This is a genomic window from Ensifer sp. 38_S197 (genome assembly GCF_056924495.1).
Map to the genome: position 1 here is coordinate 968812 of NZ_JBXOVZ010000001.1, position 16867 is coordinate 985678.

The 16867-nt window shown below is 62.4% G+C and carries 16 protein-coding genes; 7 read left to right on the top strand and 9 right to left on the bottom strand.

Annotated features, from left to right (window positions below):
* Position 1: 1 nt before the first annotated feature.
* From AC1Z3V_RS04355 to AC1Z3V_RS04365, 3 genes are read right to left on the bottom strand one after another with little or no spacing between them, the layout of a single operon-like run.
* Positions 2-991 (bottom strand): ABC transporter permease, encoded by a 990-nt coding sequence (locus AC1Z3V_RS04355; protein WP_483497429.1) that lies wholly within the window; start codon positions 989-991, stop codon positions 2-4.
* 28 nt (positions 992-1019) lie between these two features.
* The gene (locus AC1Z3V_RS04360) at positions 1020-2564 is read right to left on the bottom strand and encodes a sugar ABC transporter ATP-binding protein (RefSeq protein ID WP_483497431.1); all 1545 of its coding nucleotides are present in this window, start codon (positions 2562-2564) and stop codon (positions 1020-1022) included.
* 60 nt (positions 2565-2624) lie between these two features.
* Entirely contained in the window at positions 2625-3653 is a 1029-nt protein-coding gene (locus AC1Z3V_RS04365) for a substrate-binding domain-containing protein (protein ID WP_483497433.1), read from the bottom strand.
* A 233-nt stretch (positions 3654-3886) separates the two neighbouring features.
* Here AC1Z3V_RS04365 and AC1Z3V_RS04370 point away from each other — a divergent pair, with 233 nt between their 5' ends.
* On the top strand, positions 3887-4870 hold the full coding sequence (locus tag AC1Z3V_RS04370; RefSeq protein ID WP_483497435.1) for a LacI family DNA-binding transcriptional regulator: 984 nt from the start codon (positions 3887-3889) through the stop codon (positions 4868-4870).
* Between the two features lie 65 nt (positions 4871-4935).
* Here AC1Z3V_RS04370 and AC1Z3V_RS04375 read toward each other — a convergent pair whose 3' ends face one another.
* The 5 genes from AC1Z3V_RS04375 to AC1Z3V_RS04395 are packed head-to-tail and all read right to left on the bottom strand — an operon-like array spanning position 4936 to position 9970.
* On the bottom strand, positions 4936-6201 hold the full coding sequence (locus AC1Z3V_RS04375; RefSeq protein ID WP_483497437.1) for an ABC transporter substrate-binding protein: 1266 nt from the start codon (positions 6199-6201) through the stop codon (positions 4936-4938).
* Between the two features lie 23 nt (positions 6202-6224).
* A complete protein-coding gene (locus AC1Z3V_RS04380) occupies positions 6225-7061 on the bottom strand; it encodes a carbohydrate ABC transporter permease (RefSeq protein WP_483497438.1) in 837 nt (278 codons plus the stop codon).
* Positions 7058-7972 carry a carbohydrate ABC transporter permease gene (locus AC1Z3V_RS04385; protein ID WP_483497440.1) on the bottom strand — a complete coding sequence of 305 codons (915 nt, stop codon included), beginning with the start codon at positions 7970-7972 and terminating at the stop codon, positions 7058-7060. Before AC1Z3V_RS04385 ends, AC1Z3V_RS04380 begins: the two co-directional genes overlap by 4 nt.
* The gene (locus AC1Z3V_RS04390) at positions 7965-9131 is read right to left on the bottom strand and encodes an ABC transporter ATP-binding protein (RefSeq protein WP_483497442.1); all 1167 of its coding nucleotides are present in this window, start codon (positions 9129-9131) and stop codon (positions 7965-7967) included. The genes AC1Z3V_RS04385 and AC1Z3V_RS04390 overlap by 8 nt, the downstream gene beginning before the upstream one ends.
* Positions 9128-9970, bottom strand: a complete 843-nt coding sequence (locus AC1Z3V_RS04395) for a metallophosphoesterase family protein (protein ID WP_483497444.1) — start codon at positions 9968-9970, stop codon at positions 9128-9130. Before AC1Z3V_RS04395 ends, AC1Z3V_RS04390 begins: the two co-directional genes overlap by 4 nt.
* Positions 9971-10393: 423 nt before the next feature.
* On the opposite strand from AC1Z3V_RS04395, the gene AC1Z3V_RS04400 reads away from it, so the two are divergent.
* The 5 genes from AC1Z3V_RS04400 (at position 10394) to AC1Z3V_RS04420 (ending at position 15505) form a co-directional block, all read left to right on the top strand.
* Positions 10394-11482, top strand: coding sequence for an ABC transporter ATP-binding protein (locus AC1Z3V_RS04400; protein WP_483497446.1), 1089 nt, complete (start codon positions 10394-10396; stop codon positions 11480-11482).
* A gap of 31 nt (positions 11483-11513) precedes the next feature.
* On the top strand, positions 11514-12812 hold the full coding sequence (locus AC1Z3V_RS04405; protein ID WP_483497448.1) for an ABC transporter substrate-binding protein: 1299 nt from the start codon (positions 11514-11516) through the stop codon (positions 12810-12812).
* A 212-nt stretch (positions 12813-13024) separates the two neighbouring features.
* On the top strand, positions 13025-13939 hold the full coding sequence (locus AC1Z3V_RS04410) for an ABC transporter permease (protein ID WP_483497450.1): 915 nt from the start codon (positions 13025-13027) through the stop codon (positions 13937-13939).
* 1 nt (position 13940) lies between these two features.
* Positions 13941-14762, top strand: a complete 822-nt coding sequence (locus AC1Z3V_RS04415; protein ID WP_483497452.1) for an ABC transporter permease — start codon at positions 13941-13943, stop codon at positions 14760-14762.
* Between the two features lie 5 nt (positions 14763-14767).
* The gene (locus AC1Z3V_RS04420) at positions 14768-15505 is read left to right on the top strand and encodes an aspartate/glutamate racemase family protein (protein ID WP_483497454.1); all 738 of its coding nucleotides are present in this window, start codon (positions 14768-14770) and stop codon (positions 15503-15505) included.
* Here the strand turns inward: AC1Z3V_RS04420 and AC1Z3V_RS04425 are convergent.
* Positions 15463-16407 carry a LysR substrate-binding domain-containing protein gene (locus tag AC1Z3V_RS04425; protein ID WP_483497456.1) on the bottom strand — a complete coding sequence of 315 codons (945 nt, stop codon included), beginning with the start codon at positions 16405-16407 and terminating at the stop codon, positions 15463-15465. The genes AC1Z3V_RS04420 and AC1Z3V_RS04425 overlap by 43 nt on opposite strands.
* Positions 16408-16536: 129 nt before the next feature.
* Here AC1Z3V_RS04425 and AC1Z3V_RS04430 point away from each other — a divergent pair, with 129 nt between their 5' ends.
* Positions 16537-16848: a hypothetical protein gene (locus AC1Z3V_RS04430; RefSeq protein ID WP_483497458.1), complete on the top strand. Its 312-nt coding sequence runs from the start codon at positions 16537-16539 to the stop codon at positions 16846-16848.
* The last annotated feature ends 19 nt before the right edge of the window (positions 16849-16867 follow it).

Below are 16867 nucleotides of genomic sequence, written 5' to 3' on the forward strand. Positions count from 1 at the left end.
GTCAGGCGGCCTTCCGCTTATGAAGCAAGTGGTCGATGGAAACGGCGGCGAGCAGGATGCAGCCTTTGATCATGTCTTGCCAATAGACGGAGACGTCGAGCAGGATCAACGAGCTGGTGACGACCGAAAGCAACGCAATGCCGAGAATGGCGCCGAGGATGGTGCCCGAGCCGCCGTTGAGCGAGGCGCCGCCAATGACCGCGGCGGCGATGATGTTGAGCTCCATGCCGACGCCGAAGGTCGGCGTCGCAGCACCGAAGCGCGACATGTAGATCACGCCCGCGACACCCGCCAGCGTCGAGCATAGAACCGTCACCCAGAACTTCACCTGCTTCGTCTTGATGCCCGAGTACAACGCCGCCTTCTCGTTGCTGCCGGTATAGAACACCTTGCGAAAGGCGGTCGCCCGGCGCAGCAGGAAGTCGAAAAGCACGACGACGGCGACGAAGATCAGGATGACATAGGGGATGCCGTGCAAGGTGCCCTGCCCCACGGCCTTGAAGGAGGCCGGCAGCGTGAAGAGCGACAGCGGCGTGCCCTTGGTGATGACGAGGCAGAGGCCACGCACGATCACCATGCCGGCGAGCGACGTGATGAAGTGGTTGAGCCCGACGACGGTGACGAAGAAGCCCATGATCATGCCGATCAGGCTGCTCGCGAGAATGCCGACCAACGAGGCCGTCCAGGGATCGACCCCAGCAAGGAACAGGGAGCCTGCCAGCACCATGGCGAAGCAGACGACCGAGCCGACGGCAAGATCGATGCCGCCGACGATCAGGAGAATCGTCATGCCGACGACGACGATGCCTTCGACCGAAAAGCTCATCAGCATGGCGCGCAGGTTGCCGAAGGTGAGAAAATGCGGCGAGGCGAAGCTCATGACGATGCCGAGCGCCAGGATGATGGCGATCAGCCCGGCCTCGCGCATCGCGCCTATGCGTTTCCAGGCAGGCGCCTGCCTCTCGCTTACAATCATCGTGTCAACAGCCATTTCCGCCTCCCCGGCTCTTTCCCTTCTTTCAGGCGACATTTGCCGTCCTGCCCATCGCGGTGTGATCCGTCTGCGTCACTCCGGACGCCAGGCGGATCACCGCCTCCTCGCTCATTTCCGTCTCATCGAGCTCACCGGCGATCGCGCCTTCGCGCACGACCAGGACCCGGTCGCAGAGCCCGAGCAGTTCCGGCAGTTCGGACGAGATCACGACGATGCCGATGCCGGCTTCGGCGAGCTCGCGCAGCAGCCGGTGGATTTCCGACTTCGCGCCGACATCGATGCCGCGCGTCGGCTCGTCCATCAGAATGACCTGAGGCCGCACCGCAAGCTGCTTCGCGATCGCCACCTTCTGCTGATTGCCGCCTGACAGCGACGACACCGGCATGTCGATGCCACCCATGCGAATGCCGAGACGCCGCACGAAGTCGCGGGCAAGGTCGGCCTCCGCCCTGGTATTCAGCAATCCGAGCCGCCCGGTCAGCGTCTCCAGATCCAGAACGGAAATATTCTGCGCGATCGAGAGATCGACGAACACGCCGGAACCTTTCCGGTCCTCCGAGAGGTAGACGATGCCGGCATCGACGGCATCGCGGTAATTGGCAATGCGCTGCGGCGTTCCGCACAGAGCGATCTCACCCTTCGACTTGGCCCTGAGACCGCAGATCGCCTCGGCGATCTCCGTGCGACCCGAACCGATCAGGCCGCCAAACCCAAGGATTTCGCCGCGGCGAAGAGCGAAGGACACGGTGTCGATGCGGTCACCGTCGCTGAGCTCCCGAACCGAAAGGATGGTCTCATCCGAGCGTGTTTCCGGCGCCTGTTTCGGCGGATAGAGCTGGCTGATCTCCCGGCCGACCATGCGGCGCACGATATCGTCAGGCGTCACGCCGGCAATCTTCTCGGTAACGACATGCCGGCCGTCGCGGAACACGGTGACCCGATCGCAGAGCGAAAAAATCTCTGCCATGCGGTGGCTGATATAGATAATGGAAATGCCCGCGGCCTTGAGGTCGCGGATGATGCCGAAGAGCGCCTGTGCTTCCGCCTCCGTCAGCGCCGCGGTCGGCTCGTCGAGGATCAGCACACGGCAATCGAGCGTCAGTGCCTTGGCGATCTCGACCAACTGCTGGCTAGAGATGGCAAGATCGGCGACCTTGCGCCGGACGTCGATCGGCGCAAGCCGGTTCATCACGACCTGAGCCTCGCGTTCCAGCGCGCCATAGTTCATCAGCGGCGAGCCTCGGCGGTTGGTGGCGGCCATGAACATGTTTTCTGCCACCGTCGCATCGGGGCACAGCGCGATTTCCTGGTGGACCAGGCCAATGCCGAGCGCCTGGGCGGTTGCCGGTGAGGTGATCTTCACAGACGCTCCATCGACCAGCACCTCGCCGTCGTTCGGCTGCAGCACGCCGGCGATGATGTTCATCAACGTGGATTTGCCGGCGCCGTTTTCGCCGCAGAGCGCGTGGATCTCTCCTCGCTCCAACAGGAAATCCACCTCCGTCAACGCCTTCACCGCACCGAAATGCTTGGTGACGCGCCGGACCTCCAGAACCGGTTGTGCTGCCATGCCATCCTCCACTCCGCATTCTTGGCTGCCCGGAACAGGCCGGGCAGCCAATTCATATCCCTACTCGTCAATGCCCTTGGTGCCACGACGCTTCAGGTATTTGTCCCAGTAGAAGTCGTCGGCATTGTCAGCGGTGACGATGGAAAGGCCATTGTCGACGAAGGGGATGCTCATCGGATTGAAGCCCGTGCGCTTGGCGTCGTTCATCGGATCGATCAGATCCGGATGCTTGGCGAGCCAGAGCAGCATGAAACCCATATACCCCTGCATGCCCTGGTTCGGGTTGATCGAACCGAAGACTTCGCCAGCCTTGATCATGTCGAGGATGTTGGCGTTGACGTCGGCGCACATGACGAGCACCTTGCCGCCGCTTTCCTTGCTGGCCTGGGCCGCCCCGATGGCGGAGTTGGCTTCCGGCATGAACACGGCGCCGAGGTTCGGATTGGCCTGGATGATGCTCATCAGACCCTGATAGGCCTTGTTCGGATCCTGGTTCGAGGCGGCGCGACCGACAAGCTTCATCTCCGGCCACTTCTCGGCCATGCGGCCGACAAAGGCGGCGATGCGCTTGTCGTGGTTGTCCTGGCCAGGGTTTTCGAGAACCGCATATTCGCCTTTGCCGCCCATCTTCTCGGCGATCGCATCGGCCGCGTAGATGCCTTCGCGGGTATTGTCAGAGGTGATGAAGGAGACGCGCTTCGACAGCGGCGAATCCGCAGCGAATGTAACGACCGCCGTGCCCTGATCGATCGCCCGGTTAATCGGCTCGATGAACGGATCCGAGTTCATCGGATGCACCAGGATGCCGGCCGGGTTCTGGGCAAGCGCCTGGTCGAAGGTGGCGATCTGCTTGTTGACGTCGTATTCCGGCGTGCCGGTATATTCGGTCTCGCAGCCGAACTGCTGCCCGGCCTGCTTGAACATCTCATAGACCGGGAACCAGTATTCGACGCCCGATACCATGACGTTCATGACGTATTTTTCGCCGGGCTGGCAGCGAAACGGGTTGGCCGTTTCGGCGCTCGCCGGAGCGGCCCAATATGACGTTGCAATGACCGCCAGAGCGGTCGTGCTGAAAAATTTGCGCACGCGTCCTCCTCGAGGCCGAAGCCCCTCCCAAAAACCGATGGGCCGCCTGCTTGCGGCCACTGAATGATGAGTTCGTCGGAACTCCTCCTCGACTTCCGACAATGGCGATTAAAGCCGTGGATTCAGCGACTGTCAATATAATTCACTGCATGAATAATAATTCACGCACCATGCCTCGGATCGCTTTCGGAAGACTTCAATCTGCTGTCATGGAGCGCAGCTAGACAACGCCGATGGCAACCCTGCAGCAGATCGCTTTCCACGCCGGCTGCTCGCTGGCCACCGTCTCGCGCGTGCTGAACGGCGAGGGCCCGGTCAGCGACGAGATGGTGCGGCGCGTGCGCCGCGCGGCAGCTGAACTCGGTTATCGGCCGGTGCAGGCGGGACGCACCACGGTGCGAAACCAGCCTGTCGTCGGTGTCCTGGTGCCGAGCGTCACCAATCCTGTCTTTGCCGCCTCGCTCGGCGGCATCCAGCATCGCATGCAGGCGGCGAACCACGGGGTGCTGATCGCGCAATCCAACTACGACCCGGCGCTCGAGGCACGCGCGGTGCGCTCGCTGCTCGAGCAGCGCCCGACCGGCCTGATCCTGACGCTTTGCGATGCCCGCACGAGCGAGGCGCTTTCGGCGGCGCTGCCGCCGACGGTACTTCTCAACAACCTGCCGGTCGCCCGTTTTGCCGCCGCCGTCACCGTCGACAATTACCGGGCCGGTTTCGAGCTCACCCGCCACATTCTGGACCATGGCCATCGGCGCATCCTCGTCGTCTCGGGCCACTTCCGCTCGTCCGACCGGGCACGCCTGCGCTACGATGGCTATGTGGCCGCCATGCAGGAGGCAGGCGTTCCACCAATCGAGGCGGTCGAGATCCCCTTCGTCGATGGCTACGAGAACCTCGACCTCGGGACGGTCCTGACGCAGCACCGCCCGACCGCGATCATCGCCTCCAACGATCTCCTGGCGCTGGGCGTGATTGCGGCGCTCCGGCGCGAGCGCCTTGCCGTTCCCGATAACGTCTCTGTCGCGGGCTTCGACGGCATTGCGCTTGGACGACTGATGAGCCCGACGCTCACCACGATCGCCATGCCCGACGGCGACATGGGACTGGCCGCTGCAGCGTTACTGCTCGACATGGCCGAAAATGCCTCCGACTGCCGTCATCTCACGCTTGAGTGCCGGCTCTATGCCGGCGGGACGGTTCGACGCCTCGGCTGATTGACATGAGAACGCCGCCCGCAGAGTTTCCTCCGGGGCGGCGACAATCATCGTGCCAATCGAATTTAGCTGCGCGGCAGCAGGCTTTCGACTTCGGCCGCAGCCTCGTCCAGTGCTTCCTTCGGCGCCGCCGACTGCTCGACGATGCGCGACAGGTTCTCGACGATCGTCTGGGTGACCTTTACGCCGTTGCTGCCGGGGAAGGCATACCAGGGGCGCATCAGCGGCATCTGCTCGAGGCCGGCGCGGAACAGCGGGTTTTCCTTGTAGAAGTTGGCGAGATACTCAGGCGACTTGGCAGCAAGTTCGTTGTTCGGCACGTAGCCGGTGCCCGGAACGACAACCGAGGCGCCATAGGGGCCGGCGGCGAACTTCGCGAACTTCCAGGCGGCTTCCTGCTTCTCGGCATCTCGCGTCAGAATGACGACGGCATTGCCGCCGGTCGGCAGCTTGCCCTTTGCCGGATCGATAAGCGGAATATGGGCGGTGCGCAGATCGAACTTGCCGCCGACATTCTTGATCGTGTTGCGCAGCGCCCCGGTGGTCTGGAAGGCAAAGCCGACCTTGCCGGCAACGAAGGCCTGCTCGCCGGCCTGCTTTGTCAGAACCGGCAGCCCGCCTTCCTTCACCATGCGGTCGAGCACTTCGACGGCCTTCTCACCCTGCGGACCGTTGAAGGCAACCTTGCTTTCGTCTGCGCTCAGCATCTCGCCGCCGGCGCCGAAGAGCAGTGCCGAGAACATCCAGTCGTCGCCCTGCCAACGGAAGTCGATACCCTCGTTGCCGTCGCCGAGCGCCTTGATCTTGCCGCCAAGCGCGATGACCTCGTCCCAGGTCTTCGGCGGGTTTTCCGGATCGCCTCCAGCTTTGCGCACCAGATCGGCGTTGTAATACATGATCGGGTTGGACGTGGCGAAGGCGAGGCCCACCTGCTTGCCGCCGACCTGGGCGAGTTTCAGGATGTTTTCGGAAAAGCCCTGCTCGGCCATGTTGCCGTCCTTGGCGATGAACGGGCCGAGATCGACGGGAATGTCGCGCTCGTTGACCATGCGCAGGCGGTTGAGACCGATGAAGGTGAGATCGGGCATCTCGGCCGTACCGGCCTGCCGCATGATCGTCTGGATGCCTTCCTCATAGGTCGCCGAAGGATTGGCGAAGGTGATCTTGATGTCTGGGTTTTCTTCCATGAACTTCTTCGAGATCGTGTCCATCACGTCCTTGAAGAAGCCTGGCATCGGATAATGGACGGTCAGCACGGTCTCTGCATGGGCCGGTGCGGCGAGCATCAGCGATGCGGCAGCCGCGGTGAAAAGCTCTCTCAGATGTTTCATGGATGCGCTCCTGGTTGGACCGTTCAGCCTTTGAGTCCGGTCATGGTGATGCCCTCGACGAAGCGTTTCTGCGCCAGCAGGAAAGCAGTCACGAGGGGAAGGGTGATGATGAGAGTGGCGGCCATCAGCGCGCCGTAGTCGTCGCCGGCTTCGGCGGCGCGGAAATAGAGCAGGCCGAGCGGCGGGGTAGCGTAATCCTGGTTGGTGACGACGATCAGTGGCCAAAAGAGATCGTTCCAGTGGGCGACCACCGAGAAGATCGCGAAGGCGGTGACCGCCGGCCAGGCATTCGGCACGATGACGCGCGCGACGATGCCCGCTTCCGACATGCCGTCGAGCCGGGCTGCATGGATCAGGTCGTCGGGCATGGCGCGGAAGAACTGCAGGAACAGGAAGATCGCGAAGACCGAGATCGAGAAGGGTGCCACCAGCGCGGTGTAGCTGTTCAGCACCGAGAGCCTGTCGAAGGCGACATAGATCGGCAGCGCGGTCGCATGGATCGGCACGAGCAGTCCGAGCATGACCAGCACCATCATCGTCCGCGCAGCGCGGAACTTCAGCTTCGCCATGGCATAGGCGCAGGGGATGGCGACGACGATCTGGATGACGAAGATCAGCGCGCAGACGATGACGCCGTTGAAAAGCAGGGTCGTCATCGAGACGCGCGACAGCGCCTTCGTGAAGTTCTCGACATAGGACCATTGCTGCGGGATGAGCGAGAGCGAGGAGGAGAAGATCTCGCTCTGTGGCTTGCCGGCGGTCGAGACCATGAAGATGTAGGGCGCAAGGAAGAGCAAAGCGCCAAGCGACAGGACCGTCAGGCGGGCGATGCGGGCGACGGAGAAAGCGTTGCTGGTCATGCGTAATGCACCTTCCGGTCGAGCACGCGGTACTGCAGGAACATCAAGACGACGAGGATTGCGAGAAAGACGACGGTCATCGCCGAGGCATAACCGACGCGCAGATAGACGAAGCCTTCCTGGTAGATGGTGAAGAGCAGTACTTCCGACGCCTTGTTCGGACCGCCTTCGGTTAGCGTCTTCACCGTCTCGAACACCTTCACCGAATTGATGATGCTGATGGTGGTCACGAATAGCGTCGTCGGCCCGAGCATCGGCCAGGTCACCAGCCGGAAGCGATCGAACCAGGTCTTGGCGCCGTCCACTTCTGCGGCGGCATAGAGCTCGCGCGGGATTGCGGTGAGGCCGGCGAGAAACAGCACCATGTTGAAGCCGACCGACTGCCAGGTGCCGATGATCGACAGGCCGTAGAGGACCGTGCCGGAGGCGCCGAGCCAGTTGGGACCGGCGATGCCGAAGAGCGCAAGGAAGGTGTTGATCGGGCCGATGGTCGGATGGAAGAGGAACTGCCAGACGGTCGCCATGGCGACCAGCAGCGAGGCGACCGGCAGGAAATAGACCGTGCGGAACAAGGCCCTGCCCTTGGTCTCGGCCTCGATCAGCATGGCGATTACCAGCGCCAGCACGATCGAAACCGGCGTGACGATCGCCGTATAGACTGCGGTGTTCCAGAGCGAGCGGCGGAAGGTGCGATCACTGAAGAGTTCGACATAGTTCTCGAAGCCGACGAAGCGCCAGTTGCTGTAGCCGAGTTCGAAATCGGTGAAGCCGAGCACGATCACCGCCGCCGTCGGCAGCAGAATGAAGAGGAAGAGCAGCACGATCGCAGGCAAGGCGAGCAGCCAGGCGATGCGGGCTTCGCGTATCTCGGGCGCCGCGATCCCCGTCTCCAATGTCGAAGCGCTAACCATCAATCTTCTCCAGCGCGGCAGCGGAAGCGACCGGTTCGGCCAGCAGCCGGACACCTTGCTCATCGAAGAGCATCGTCCGCTCGGGCATGATCTCGACGTCAACCGGCTGGCCGACGGTCCAAGCTGCAGTTTCGGCAGGTGTCGCCTTCGACGCCATCACCTCGCCGATCGCATCGAGGCGGGCGTGGACGATGACTTCCGAGCCGAGAAACTCCATGCGCTCGACCCGTGCGCTCAACCGGCGGGCAGTTGCCGGATGGAAGCGAACGAATTCCGGACGGATAGCGAGCTTCACCGATGCATCCGACACCTGTCCCCGGCTCGCCAGCAGCACCAGGTCGCCGAAGCGCACGAGGCCAGCGGCATCGGTACGGGTTTCCAGCACGTTGATCTTCGGCTGACCGAGGAAACGGGCGACCTCGATATGCGAGGGATTGTCGTAGATCTCCTTGGGGGTCGCCAGTTGCAGCAAGTTGCCGCCGATCATCACCGCGACCCGGTCGGCCATCGACAGGGCTTCCGACTGGTCGTGGGTGACATAGAGCGTCGGCACGCCGGCGCGCCGATGCAGGTCGACGATCTCGCCGCGGGCATGCACACGCAGGTTGGCATCGAGATTGGAAAGTGGTTCGTCCATGAGGAAGACGGCCGGACGGCGCACCATGGCGCGGGCGAGTGCCACGCGCTGGCGCTGGCCGCCGGACATCTGGCCGGGCTTGCGATCGAGCAGATGGTCGATCTTCAGCGCCAAGGCCATTTCCTGGACCTGGCGCTGGATGTCGGTGCGGATTTGCCTTTGTCCCGGCAGGAAATTGCCGATTCCAGGCAGGCGCTGCATTGCCGTCAGGCGTCGCATGGCGAGCGGTACGGCGATGTTCTGGCCAGCTGTCAGATGCGGATAGAGGGCGTAGGACTGAAAGACCATCGCAATGTTGCGATCGGCCGCCGCCATGCGGGCAACGTCCCGGCCGCCGATGACGATCTCGCCGGTGTCGCCATGGTCGAGGCCGGCGGCGATGCGCAAAAGCGTACTCTTGCCGCAACCGGACGGGCCGACGAGGGCGATGAACTCGCCCGCTTCCGCCTCCAGGCCGACGCCCTTCAATATGGCATTGCCGCCATAGGACTTGGTGATGCCGCGAAGCGAAAGAACGCTCATTGCGCCGCCTCCACGTGAGGCTTCGTCTTCACCGCTTGCGGATAGACCTCCTCAACGATCGGATCGAGCACGTGGCTCGTCAGCCCCGGAACCGCAACGATTTCGCTGGAAACGCTCGCATCGGTGAACGTGTGGACGACGGCGCCGACCAGCCGCTCGCCCGGCATCGGCCGTTCCAAAGTATCGATGATGAAAGAGGTCGGCGGCGCCCAGACGAGCGCCGCTCCGGCATGTTCACCCGTCCACGCCCAGTGCAGATGCCCGCTCGCATGCAGCGCCACGTCGGAACCTGCGATCAGGTCATAAAGACGCTGGCGCTGGCGGGGACGAACGCTCCAATAGCCGGTGTCGCCTTCCTGCGGCGCGTCGACGAAAAGCGGCTTGTGGGCGAAGATCGCCACCTTGCGTCCGTCGCGGCTCTGCAACTGTTCCTCGAACCAGGCGAACTGCTTTTCCTCTTCCTCGTCCTCGAAGCCGAGCAGCAAGCTGTTAAGCCCGATCAGCCGCCAGCCTTCGTAATCGGAGACCCAATAATCCGGCCCGGCGAGCCCGCGCCAGCGGGCAAGCCGCTGCGCATCCACCGGCTGATGCGAACCCGGCAGGTGACCGACGTCATGATTGCCGGGCACGATCAGCACCGGCATCGAGAGCTGGCCGATCAGCTCGAGCGAAAAGGTGATGTCGTCCTCGTGATCGGCGCCGTCGATCGTCACGTCGCCGGTATGGATGACGAGATCGGGCGCCGTCGCCTCGATCCAGGCGCGAAGCGGCTCCCAATTGTCGTTGAAATGGCTCTTCACCGGGCTGAGATGGGTGTCGCTGATCTGGACGATCTTCATGGAAATGGCCTCCGACGATGGCTTCAAGGCGTGCGCGTCGGAGGGCTTTCATCTCCCCCTCCGGCTGCGGTTGGCCGCAGTCTTTAGGGAGCTGCCATGTCAGTTTGGTAACAGTCGTCCTCAGTTGATTTTCAGTTTTTCCATGAAAGCTTCACGTTTCGGAAAAACAGGCGGTCGCGAAATCCGCCGAAGCCCTTCCCCTCGGAGGCTTTGCGGCGCCCGTGCCCAAAAATTCATACTATTGTATACAATAATTTGCGCATATTGGCGACGAAAAGCTCAATTCATGAGCAGTCGCTTCAAAACAGGGATTTTCACCGGCGATGACGGGAAAGGGCAATACCCCATGAAAACACAGCCTTAGACGCGCCGATCGAAACTGGCACGATTGATGCTTCTCCTCTGTTGCAAGGAGAAAGCGTCATGTCGAAAGCCGCAGAGATCGATATCGTGTCCGTTTCCAAGATTTACGGCTCGACGACAGCCGTACATTCGATCAGCCTGAAAATCCCCGCCGGCAGCTATTGTTGCTTTCTTGGCCCATCGGGCTGCGGCAAGACCTCGACGCTGCGCATGATCGCGGGGCATGAGAGCATCTCGTTGGGCGACCTCAGGCTCGGCAATGTCGTCGTCACCGATTTTCCGCCGGCCAAGCGCAATACGGCGATGATGTTCCAGTCCTACGCGCTGTTCCCCCATCTCGACCTCGTCGACAACGTCGCCTTCAGCCTCAAGATGAAGGGGGTCGACCGCGACGCCCGTCGCGCCAAGGCGCTCGACATGTTGAAGCTGATGCAGATGGAGGCCTATGGTTCCAGGCGTCCGGCCCAGCTTTCTGGTGGCCAGCAGCAGCGCGTGGCGCTTGCCCGTGCACTCATCACCGAGCCGGAGGCGCTGCTTCTCGACGAGCCGCTGTCGGCGCTCGACCCGTTCCTGAAGATCCGCATGCGGGCAGAGCTGAAAAAACTGCAGAAGACGCTTGGCATCACCTTCGTGCACGTCACCCACAGCCAGGAAGAGGCCATGGCGCTCGCCGATCTGATCGTGGTGATGAACAACGGCCGGATCGAGCAGGCGGCGGCACCGCGCATGGTGTTCGAGCGGCCGGCAACCGCCTTCGTTGCACGCTTCATGGGCGACCACAACGTGCTCTCGGGAAAGGTCCGGGCGATCACCGACAGCATCGTCGAAATGGAGACGGCGGAGGGTCAGGTCTTTGCGGTGCGCGACATCGCCCAGGAGATCGGCCGGCCGATCGACATTGGCATCCGCACCGATCGCGTGCGGCTCGATGCGCCGAGTGAGAAGGGCCTAGGCTTCCAGGCCGTGGTTTCCAACATCGAATATCGCGGCGCGTCGGTGAAGCTGACTGCCATCGGCGCCGGCAGCGACGACTTCACGCTGATCGTCAGCGACAGCGACTATTTCAGGAAACCCGTGTCGGTCGGCGACGCGGTCTCCCTGAGCTGGACCCTGGAGGACGTCGTCCCCCTCGGCCGCCTTTCCGCATGAGCTACCAACCATCACAAAAGGGGAACTGCGCATGACGACTGAAAACAAGACCGAAAAGCCTGGTGCCAGCCTGACACGCCGGTCACTGCTAAAGACCGGCGCTGCCGCCGTCGGCGCGATCGCCGGGTCGGGCGCCATCACCGGCTTCCCGACGATCTGGGCCCAGAACCCGATCACGCTGCGCCAGTTCGGCACCGGCGTTTCCAACATCAACGCCATTGCCGAGAAGTGCAAGCAAGACCTCGGCATCACGCTGGAGATGACGGCGACGGATTCCGACGCCGCTGCCCAGCGGGCGGTGACCCAGCCAGACTCCTACGACATCGCCGACATCGAGTACTGGATCGCCAAGAAGGTCTTCCCGGCCGGCGTAATGCAGCCGATGGACGTCAAGAAGATCAAGTACTTCGACAAGATCGTGCCACTCTTCATCGACGGCAAGCTGAAGCCCGAAAGCGTGGTCGCGCAAGGCACGGCGCCGCATACCGTCGGCTTCGTCGACGCGCAGGATTCCAAGACCTTTGCCAAGTCGCCGACCGACTGGATGACGCTGATCCCGACGATCTACAATGCCGACACGCTCGGCATTCGTCCTGATCTCGTCGGCCGCGAGATCTCGACCTGGGCCGACATCATGGACCCCGCCTTCAAGGGCAAGACGGCGATCCTCAACATCCCCTCTATCGGCATCATGGATGCAGCGATGATCATGGAGGCCATGGGCAACATCAAATATGCCGACAAGGGCAACATGACCACGGACGAGATCGACAAGACGATCGACTTCCTGATCAAGGCCAAGCAGGACGGCCAGTTCCGCGCTTTCTGGAAATCCTTCGACGAAAGCGTCAACCTGATGGCTTCGGGCGAAGTCGTCATCCAGTCCATGTGGTCGCCGGCGGTCGCCGCCGTCCGTTCCAAGGGTATCGCCTGCAAGTACCAGCCACTGAAGGAAGGCTACCGCGCCTGGGGCGGCGGCCTCGGCCTTGCCGCCCATCTTCAGGGCGCCCAGCTCGACGCGGCCTATGAATACATCAACTGGTACCTGTCCGGCTGGGTTGGCGCCTATCTCAACCGCCAGGGCTACTATTCCGCCGCCATGGAAACCGCCAAAGGCTTCATGTCCGAGGACGAGTGGGGCTTCTGGGTGGAAGGCAAGCCCGCCAAGGGCGATATCCTGTCGCCGGAAGGCAAGGTGATGGAGAAGGCCGGTGCCGTGCGCGATGGCGGCTCGTTCGAGGAACGCATGGGCAAGGTTGCCTGCTGGAACTCGGTTATGGACGAGGATCGCTACATGATCAAGCGCTGGAACGAGTTCATCGCTGCATAATGGGGCTTCCGTCGGGGCTGGAACGACCGTTCTGGCTAAGGCTTTGCCCCTCACCCTAGCCCTCTCCCCACATGCGGGGAGAGGGGACATGCCACATGGGTAAGGCTAGAGGCGCAAAACGGTGCTGTCCATTCTCCCCGCGCGCGGGGAGAATGTGGCGGCAAGCGGATGAGGGACAGCCCCCATCCGAGGAAATCCAGAGGGGAACGAAGATGGCGACACTTGCGACTTCGCAGTCAGGGGAAATCAGTGCGGACAAGCCAATCCGCCGCTGGGTCGTTCCACGTGCGCTGGCCTCCCACCTTCAGGCCACGCCCCTCCTCTTGATCCTCGGCTTCTTCTTCGTGCTGCCGATTCTCACCATCGTCGTCGTCAGCTTCTGGGATTACGACTTCGCAGGGCTTTATCCGGATTTCCTGACGATGAACTACGCCGATACGCTCGGCTCCTGGGTCACCTGGAAGACCTATCTCAACACCCTGAAGTTCACCGTCCTCGTCTGGGCGCTGACACTCTCAATCGGCTTCTGGGTGGCCTATTTCCTCGCCTTCCATGTCCGCACCACCACCATGCAAATGGTGCTGTTCCTCGTCTGCACCGTACCGTTCCTGACCTCCAACATCATCCGCATGATCTCCTGGATCCCGGTGCTCGGCCGCAATGGCCTCGTCAATTCCACGCTGATCGAACTCGGGCTGATCCCGCAGCCGATCGAATGGCTGCTTTATTCCGATTTCGCTGTCGTCCTGGCCATGGTTCATCTCAACACGCTGTTCATGGTGACGCCGATCTTCAACACGCTGGTGCGCATCGACCGCTCGCTGATCGAGGCGGCACGCGATTGCGGCGCTACCGGCGGACAGATCCTCTGGAACGTCATCCTGCCGCTCGCCAAGCCGGGCATGGCGATCGGCTCGATCTTCGTCGTCACGCTCGTCATGGCGGATTTCTCGACCGTGCAGGTCATGTCCGGCGGCCAGAGCGCGTCCGTGGCGCTGATGATGAAGAACCAGATGTCGCTGCTGCAATATCCGGCAGCCGCCGCCAATGCGGTGGTGCTGTTGATCGTGGTGCTATCGATGGTCGCCGCGATCCTGCGCGTCGTCGACATTCGTAAGGAGCTCTGACATGAGCAACGAAAGACGCGGCAAGGAATTCTACCTGCTCGCAATCTTCTTTACCCTGTTCGTGCTGTTCCTCTACGGACCGCTTTCGGCAGTGCTGATCCTGTCATTCCAGGGACCGGACGGCGGTCTGACCTTTCCATTGAACGGCGTTTCATTGCACTGGTTCTACAATCTCCTCGAAAAACAGGCGGTCGGCGATTTCGGCGCCTCGTTCCGCCGTTCCTTCACGCTCGGCCTGATGGTGATGGCGGTCAACGTCGTGGTCGCGCTGCTCGCCGGCCTTGCCTTCCGCCGGCGCTTCCGCGGCGCCAGCGTGCTCTTCTATCTGACCGTCGCAAGCCTCGTCGTGCCGTCGATCATCATCTCGCTCGGTATCGGTGTCGTCTTCCAGCAGTTCGGCCTGAAGCCCGCCTGGTATTCCTCCGGCTTCGGCGCCCACCTCACCTGGACCCTGCCTTTCGGCGTGCTCATCATGTTTGCCGTCTTCAACCGGTTCTCACCGTCCTATGAGGAGGCGGCGCGCGATCTTGGAGCGACCTCATGGCAGACCTTTCGCCACGTGCTCCTGCCGATGATCGCCCCGAGCCTCATCGGTGTCGGTCTCTTCGGCTTTACACTTTCCTATGACGAGTTCGCTCGCACGCTGATGACCTCCGGCAGCTACAACACCCTGCCGCTCGAGATCTATGGCATGACCACAAATGTGACGACGCCGGTGCTCTATGCACTCGGCACGGTCACCACGCTTTTCTCCTTCACCGTCATCCTCGTTGCGCTTGCGGTCATTGTGGTCTTGCGGCGCCGCCAGGCAGAGCTGAGCTAGGCCAGATGCGCATCCTGATCGTCAATCCCAATACCACCTCGTCGATGACGGCCAAGGCCGCCGCGGCGGCGCGGGCCGTCGCCGGCCCCACCACGGAAATTCTCGCCCGCACATCGAAGTCCGGACCGGCCTCGATCGAGGGGCATTATGACGGCGCGGTCGCACTTCCGGGCCTGCTTACAGAAATTCGCGACGGGGAAAGGGCCGGCGCCGATGCTGCGGTCATTGCCTGCTTCGACGACACGGGCCTTGAAGCCGCCCGCGCGCTTGCCCGCATTCCAGTGGTCGGGCTCTGCGAGTCCGCCGTCGCGACCGCTGCCATGTTGGCGCAACGCTTCACTGTGGTCACGACGCTCGAACGTTCCCGCGTCCTGATCGAGAATCTCGTCCGGCACTACGGCATGGACAGCAGGGCCAAGGTGCGCGCCGCCGATATTCCGGTGCTCGAACTGGAAGACAAGGCCTCGAACGCCCTTGCCAAACTGCGACGCGAGATCGAACTGGCACTTACTCAGGACGGCGCCGAGGCGATCGTGCTCGGCTGCGCCGGCATGGCAGACCTTGCCCGGGACCTGCAAGCCGATTACGGCGTTCCGGTAATCGATGGCGTCTCCGCCGCCGTCAAGCAGGCGGAGGCGTTGGTGTCGCAAGGACTTATGACCAGCAAGCGCGGTTCGTATGCATCACCGCTCAGCAAGACCTATTCAGGCTTCATGAGCGCACTTGCGCCGACCACGGCCTGAGGGGATACCGACCTCGCATCATCCATCGCGATCGCGAGCAGCGCGTTCGACGCGTCCGCCTCGGCAATGATCCAGTCGCGAAAGGCCTGGATCTTCTTCTGCCGCCGGCTGCTTTGCGGATAGACCAGCCAATAGGCGCGACCGTCCCTGACCACATGTTCGAACGGCCGAATGAGCCTGCCGCTCTTCAGTTCCTCCATCAGGAAGGTTGATACGGCAATGGCGATGCCATGTTCCGCCAGGGTGGTCGCGACATCCATCGCCTGGACGTCGAAGATCAGCTCCGTGCCGTTGCTTTCCGGCGGCTCTACGCCGGTCTCGATCATCCACCGCCGCCACCAGCTGGCGTTGCCGAATCGGCGCACCCGCAGAACATCCGACGGATGCTTCAGCTGGTGCTTTTCCAGGAATGACGGGGTGCAGACCGGCATGTAATCGATCGGGAACAGCGGGAACACGTCGTTGCCCGGCCAGTCGCCGCTGCCACTGCGCACTGAAAGATCGATGGCGTCGCGCTTGAAGTCGACCAGATCGGTCGACATGTGCACCCTTATGCTGATGTTCGGCTGGGCGGTCTGGAACGAGGCGAGCCTGGGGCCGAGCCAGCTCGAAACGACGGTCGGAAGCACGGAAATGTGCAGGTGATGTTCGGTCTTGTCGGCAATCTCGGAGAAGGCCGCGCCCAGCAGATCGATCGCCTCCGTCACCTTCGGCGCCAACTGCCGCCCGGCGGCCGTCAACCGCACCTCGCGCGCAAGCCGCACGAAGAGCGGCGTGCCGATGCGCTCCTCCAGCAGCCGGATCTGGTAGCTGACGGCAGCCTGAGTCATCCCGAGTTCCTTGGCCGCGCGGGTGAAACTCAGGTGCCTGGCGGCGGCTTCGAAGGCGCGCACCGCACTCATGGGAGGTATCTTGCTCATGGCGCTGAGATAAGCATTCTTTATGCCAGCATGCGAGAAATCGCTTTGCGCGAAGCAGCAAAATTCCTCACTTTTTTGGCGAACACAACAGCGAAAACAAAGAGGATAGCAATGCTTAACGCAGTGCGATCAACGATCCTTCATGTCCTGAAGCAGGCCGGGAGCGCCCTCAACTCGACCATCGCCATCGATACGTTCAGCGAATTCCAGCTCCGGGATATCGGCCTGACGCGGGATCACGAGACCATCCGCGCGCGCGTCGGCGACGTTGCCGATCCATGGCACTGGTCGAAGGAAGACACGTCATCCGGGCCGAAACCCTCACCAAAGAGGGACCGCACCAACACGCTGCCAGCCGTGACGATCTCGCCGCGCGCGCAGCCCGGCGAAAACAGGGACGTCAGCATCTCGCTTTGCGACTGATGGATTGCCGAGACAGAAC

Bases quoted from the DNA above. Each gene is read 5' to 3' on its own strand.
- AC1Z3V_RS04420 (WP_483497454.1), top strand. From the start codon at position 14,768: ATGCGCATCCTGATCGTCAATCCCAATACCACCTCGTCGATGACGGCC.
- AC1Z3V_RS04355 (WP_483497429.1), bottom strand. From the start codon at position 991: ATGGCTGTTGACACGATGATTGTAAGCGAGAGGCAGGCGCCTGCCTGG.
- AC1Z3V_RS04370 (WP_483497435.1), top strand. From the start codon at position 3,887: ATGGCAACCCTGCAGCAGATCGCTTTCCACGCCGGCTGCTCGCTGGCC.
- AC1Z3V_RS04380 (WP_483497438.1), bottom strand. From the start codon at position 7,061: ATGACCAGCAACGCTTTCTCCGTCGCCCGCATCGCCCGCCTGACGGTC.
- AC1Z3V_RS04360 (WP_483497431.1), bottom strand. From the start codon at position 2,564: ATGGCAGCACAACCGGTTCTGGAGGTCCGGCGCGTCACCAAGCATTTC.
- AC1Z3V_RS04400 (WP_483497446.1), top strand. From the start codon at position 10,394: ATGTCGAAAGCCGCAGAGATCGATATCGTGTCCGTTTCCAAGATTTAC.
- AC1Z3V_RS04410 (WP_483497450.1), top strand. From the start codon at position 13,025: ATGGCGACACTTGCGACTTCGCAGTCAGGGGAAATCAGTGCGGACAAG.
- AC1Z3V_RS04375 (WP_483497437.1), bottom strand. From the start codon at position 6,201: ATGAAACATCTGAGAGAGCTTTTCACCGCGGCTGCCGCATCGCTGATG.
- AC1Z3V_RS04395 (WP_483497444.1), bottom strand. From the start codon at position 9,970: ATGAAGATCGTCCAGATCAGCGACACCCATCTCAGCCCGGTGAAGAGC.
- AC1Z3V_RS04390 (WP_483497442.1), bottom strand. From the start codon at position 9,131: ATGAGCGTTCTTTCGCTTCGCGGCATCACCAAGTCCTATGGCGGCAAT.
- AC1Z3V_RS04415 (WP_483497452.1), top strand. From the start codon at position 13,941: ATGAGCAACGAAAGACGCGGCAAGGAATTCTACCTGCTCGCAATCTTC.
- AC1Z3V_RS04430 (WP_483497458.1), top strand. From the start codon at position 16,537: ATGCTTAACGCAGTGCGATCAACGATCCTTCATGTCCTGAAGCAGGCC.
- AC1Z3V_RS04385 (WP_483497440.1), bottom strand. From the start codon at position 7,972: ATGGTTAGCGCTTCGACATTGGAGACGGGGATCGCGGCGCCCGAGATA.
- AC1Z3V_RS04405 (WP_483497448.1), top strand. From the start codon at position 11,514: ATGACGACTGAAAACAAGACCGAAAAGCCTGGTGCCAGCCTGACACGC.
- AC1Z3V_RS04425 (WP_483497456.1), bottom strand. From the start codon at position 16,407: ATGAGTGCGGTGCGCGCCTTCGAAGCCGCCGCCAGGCACCTGAGTTTC.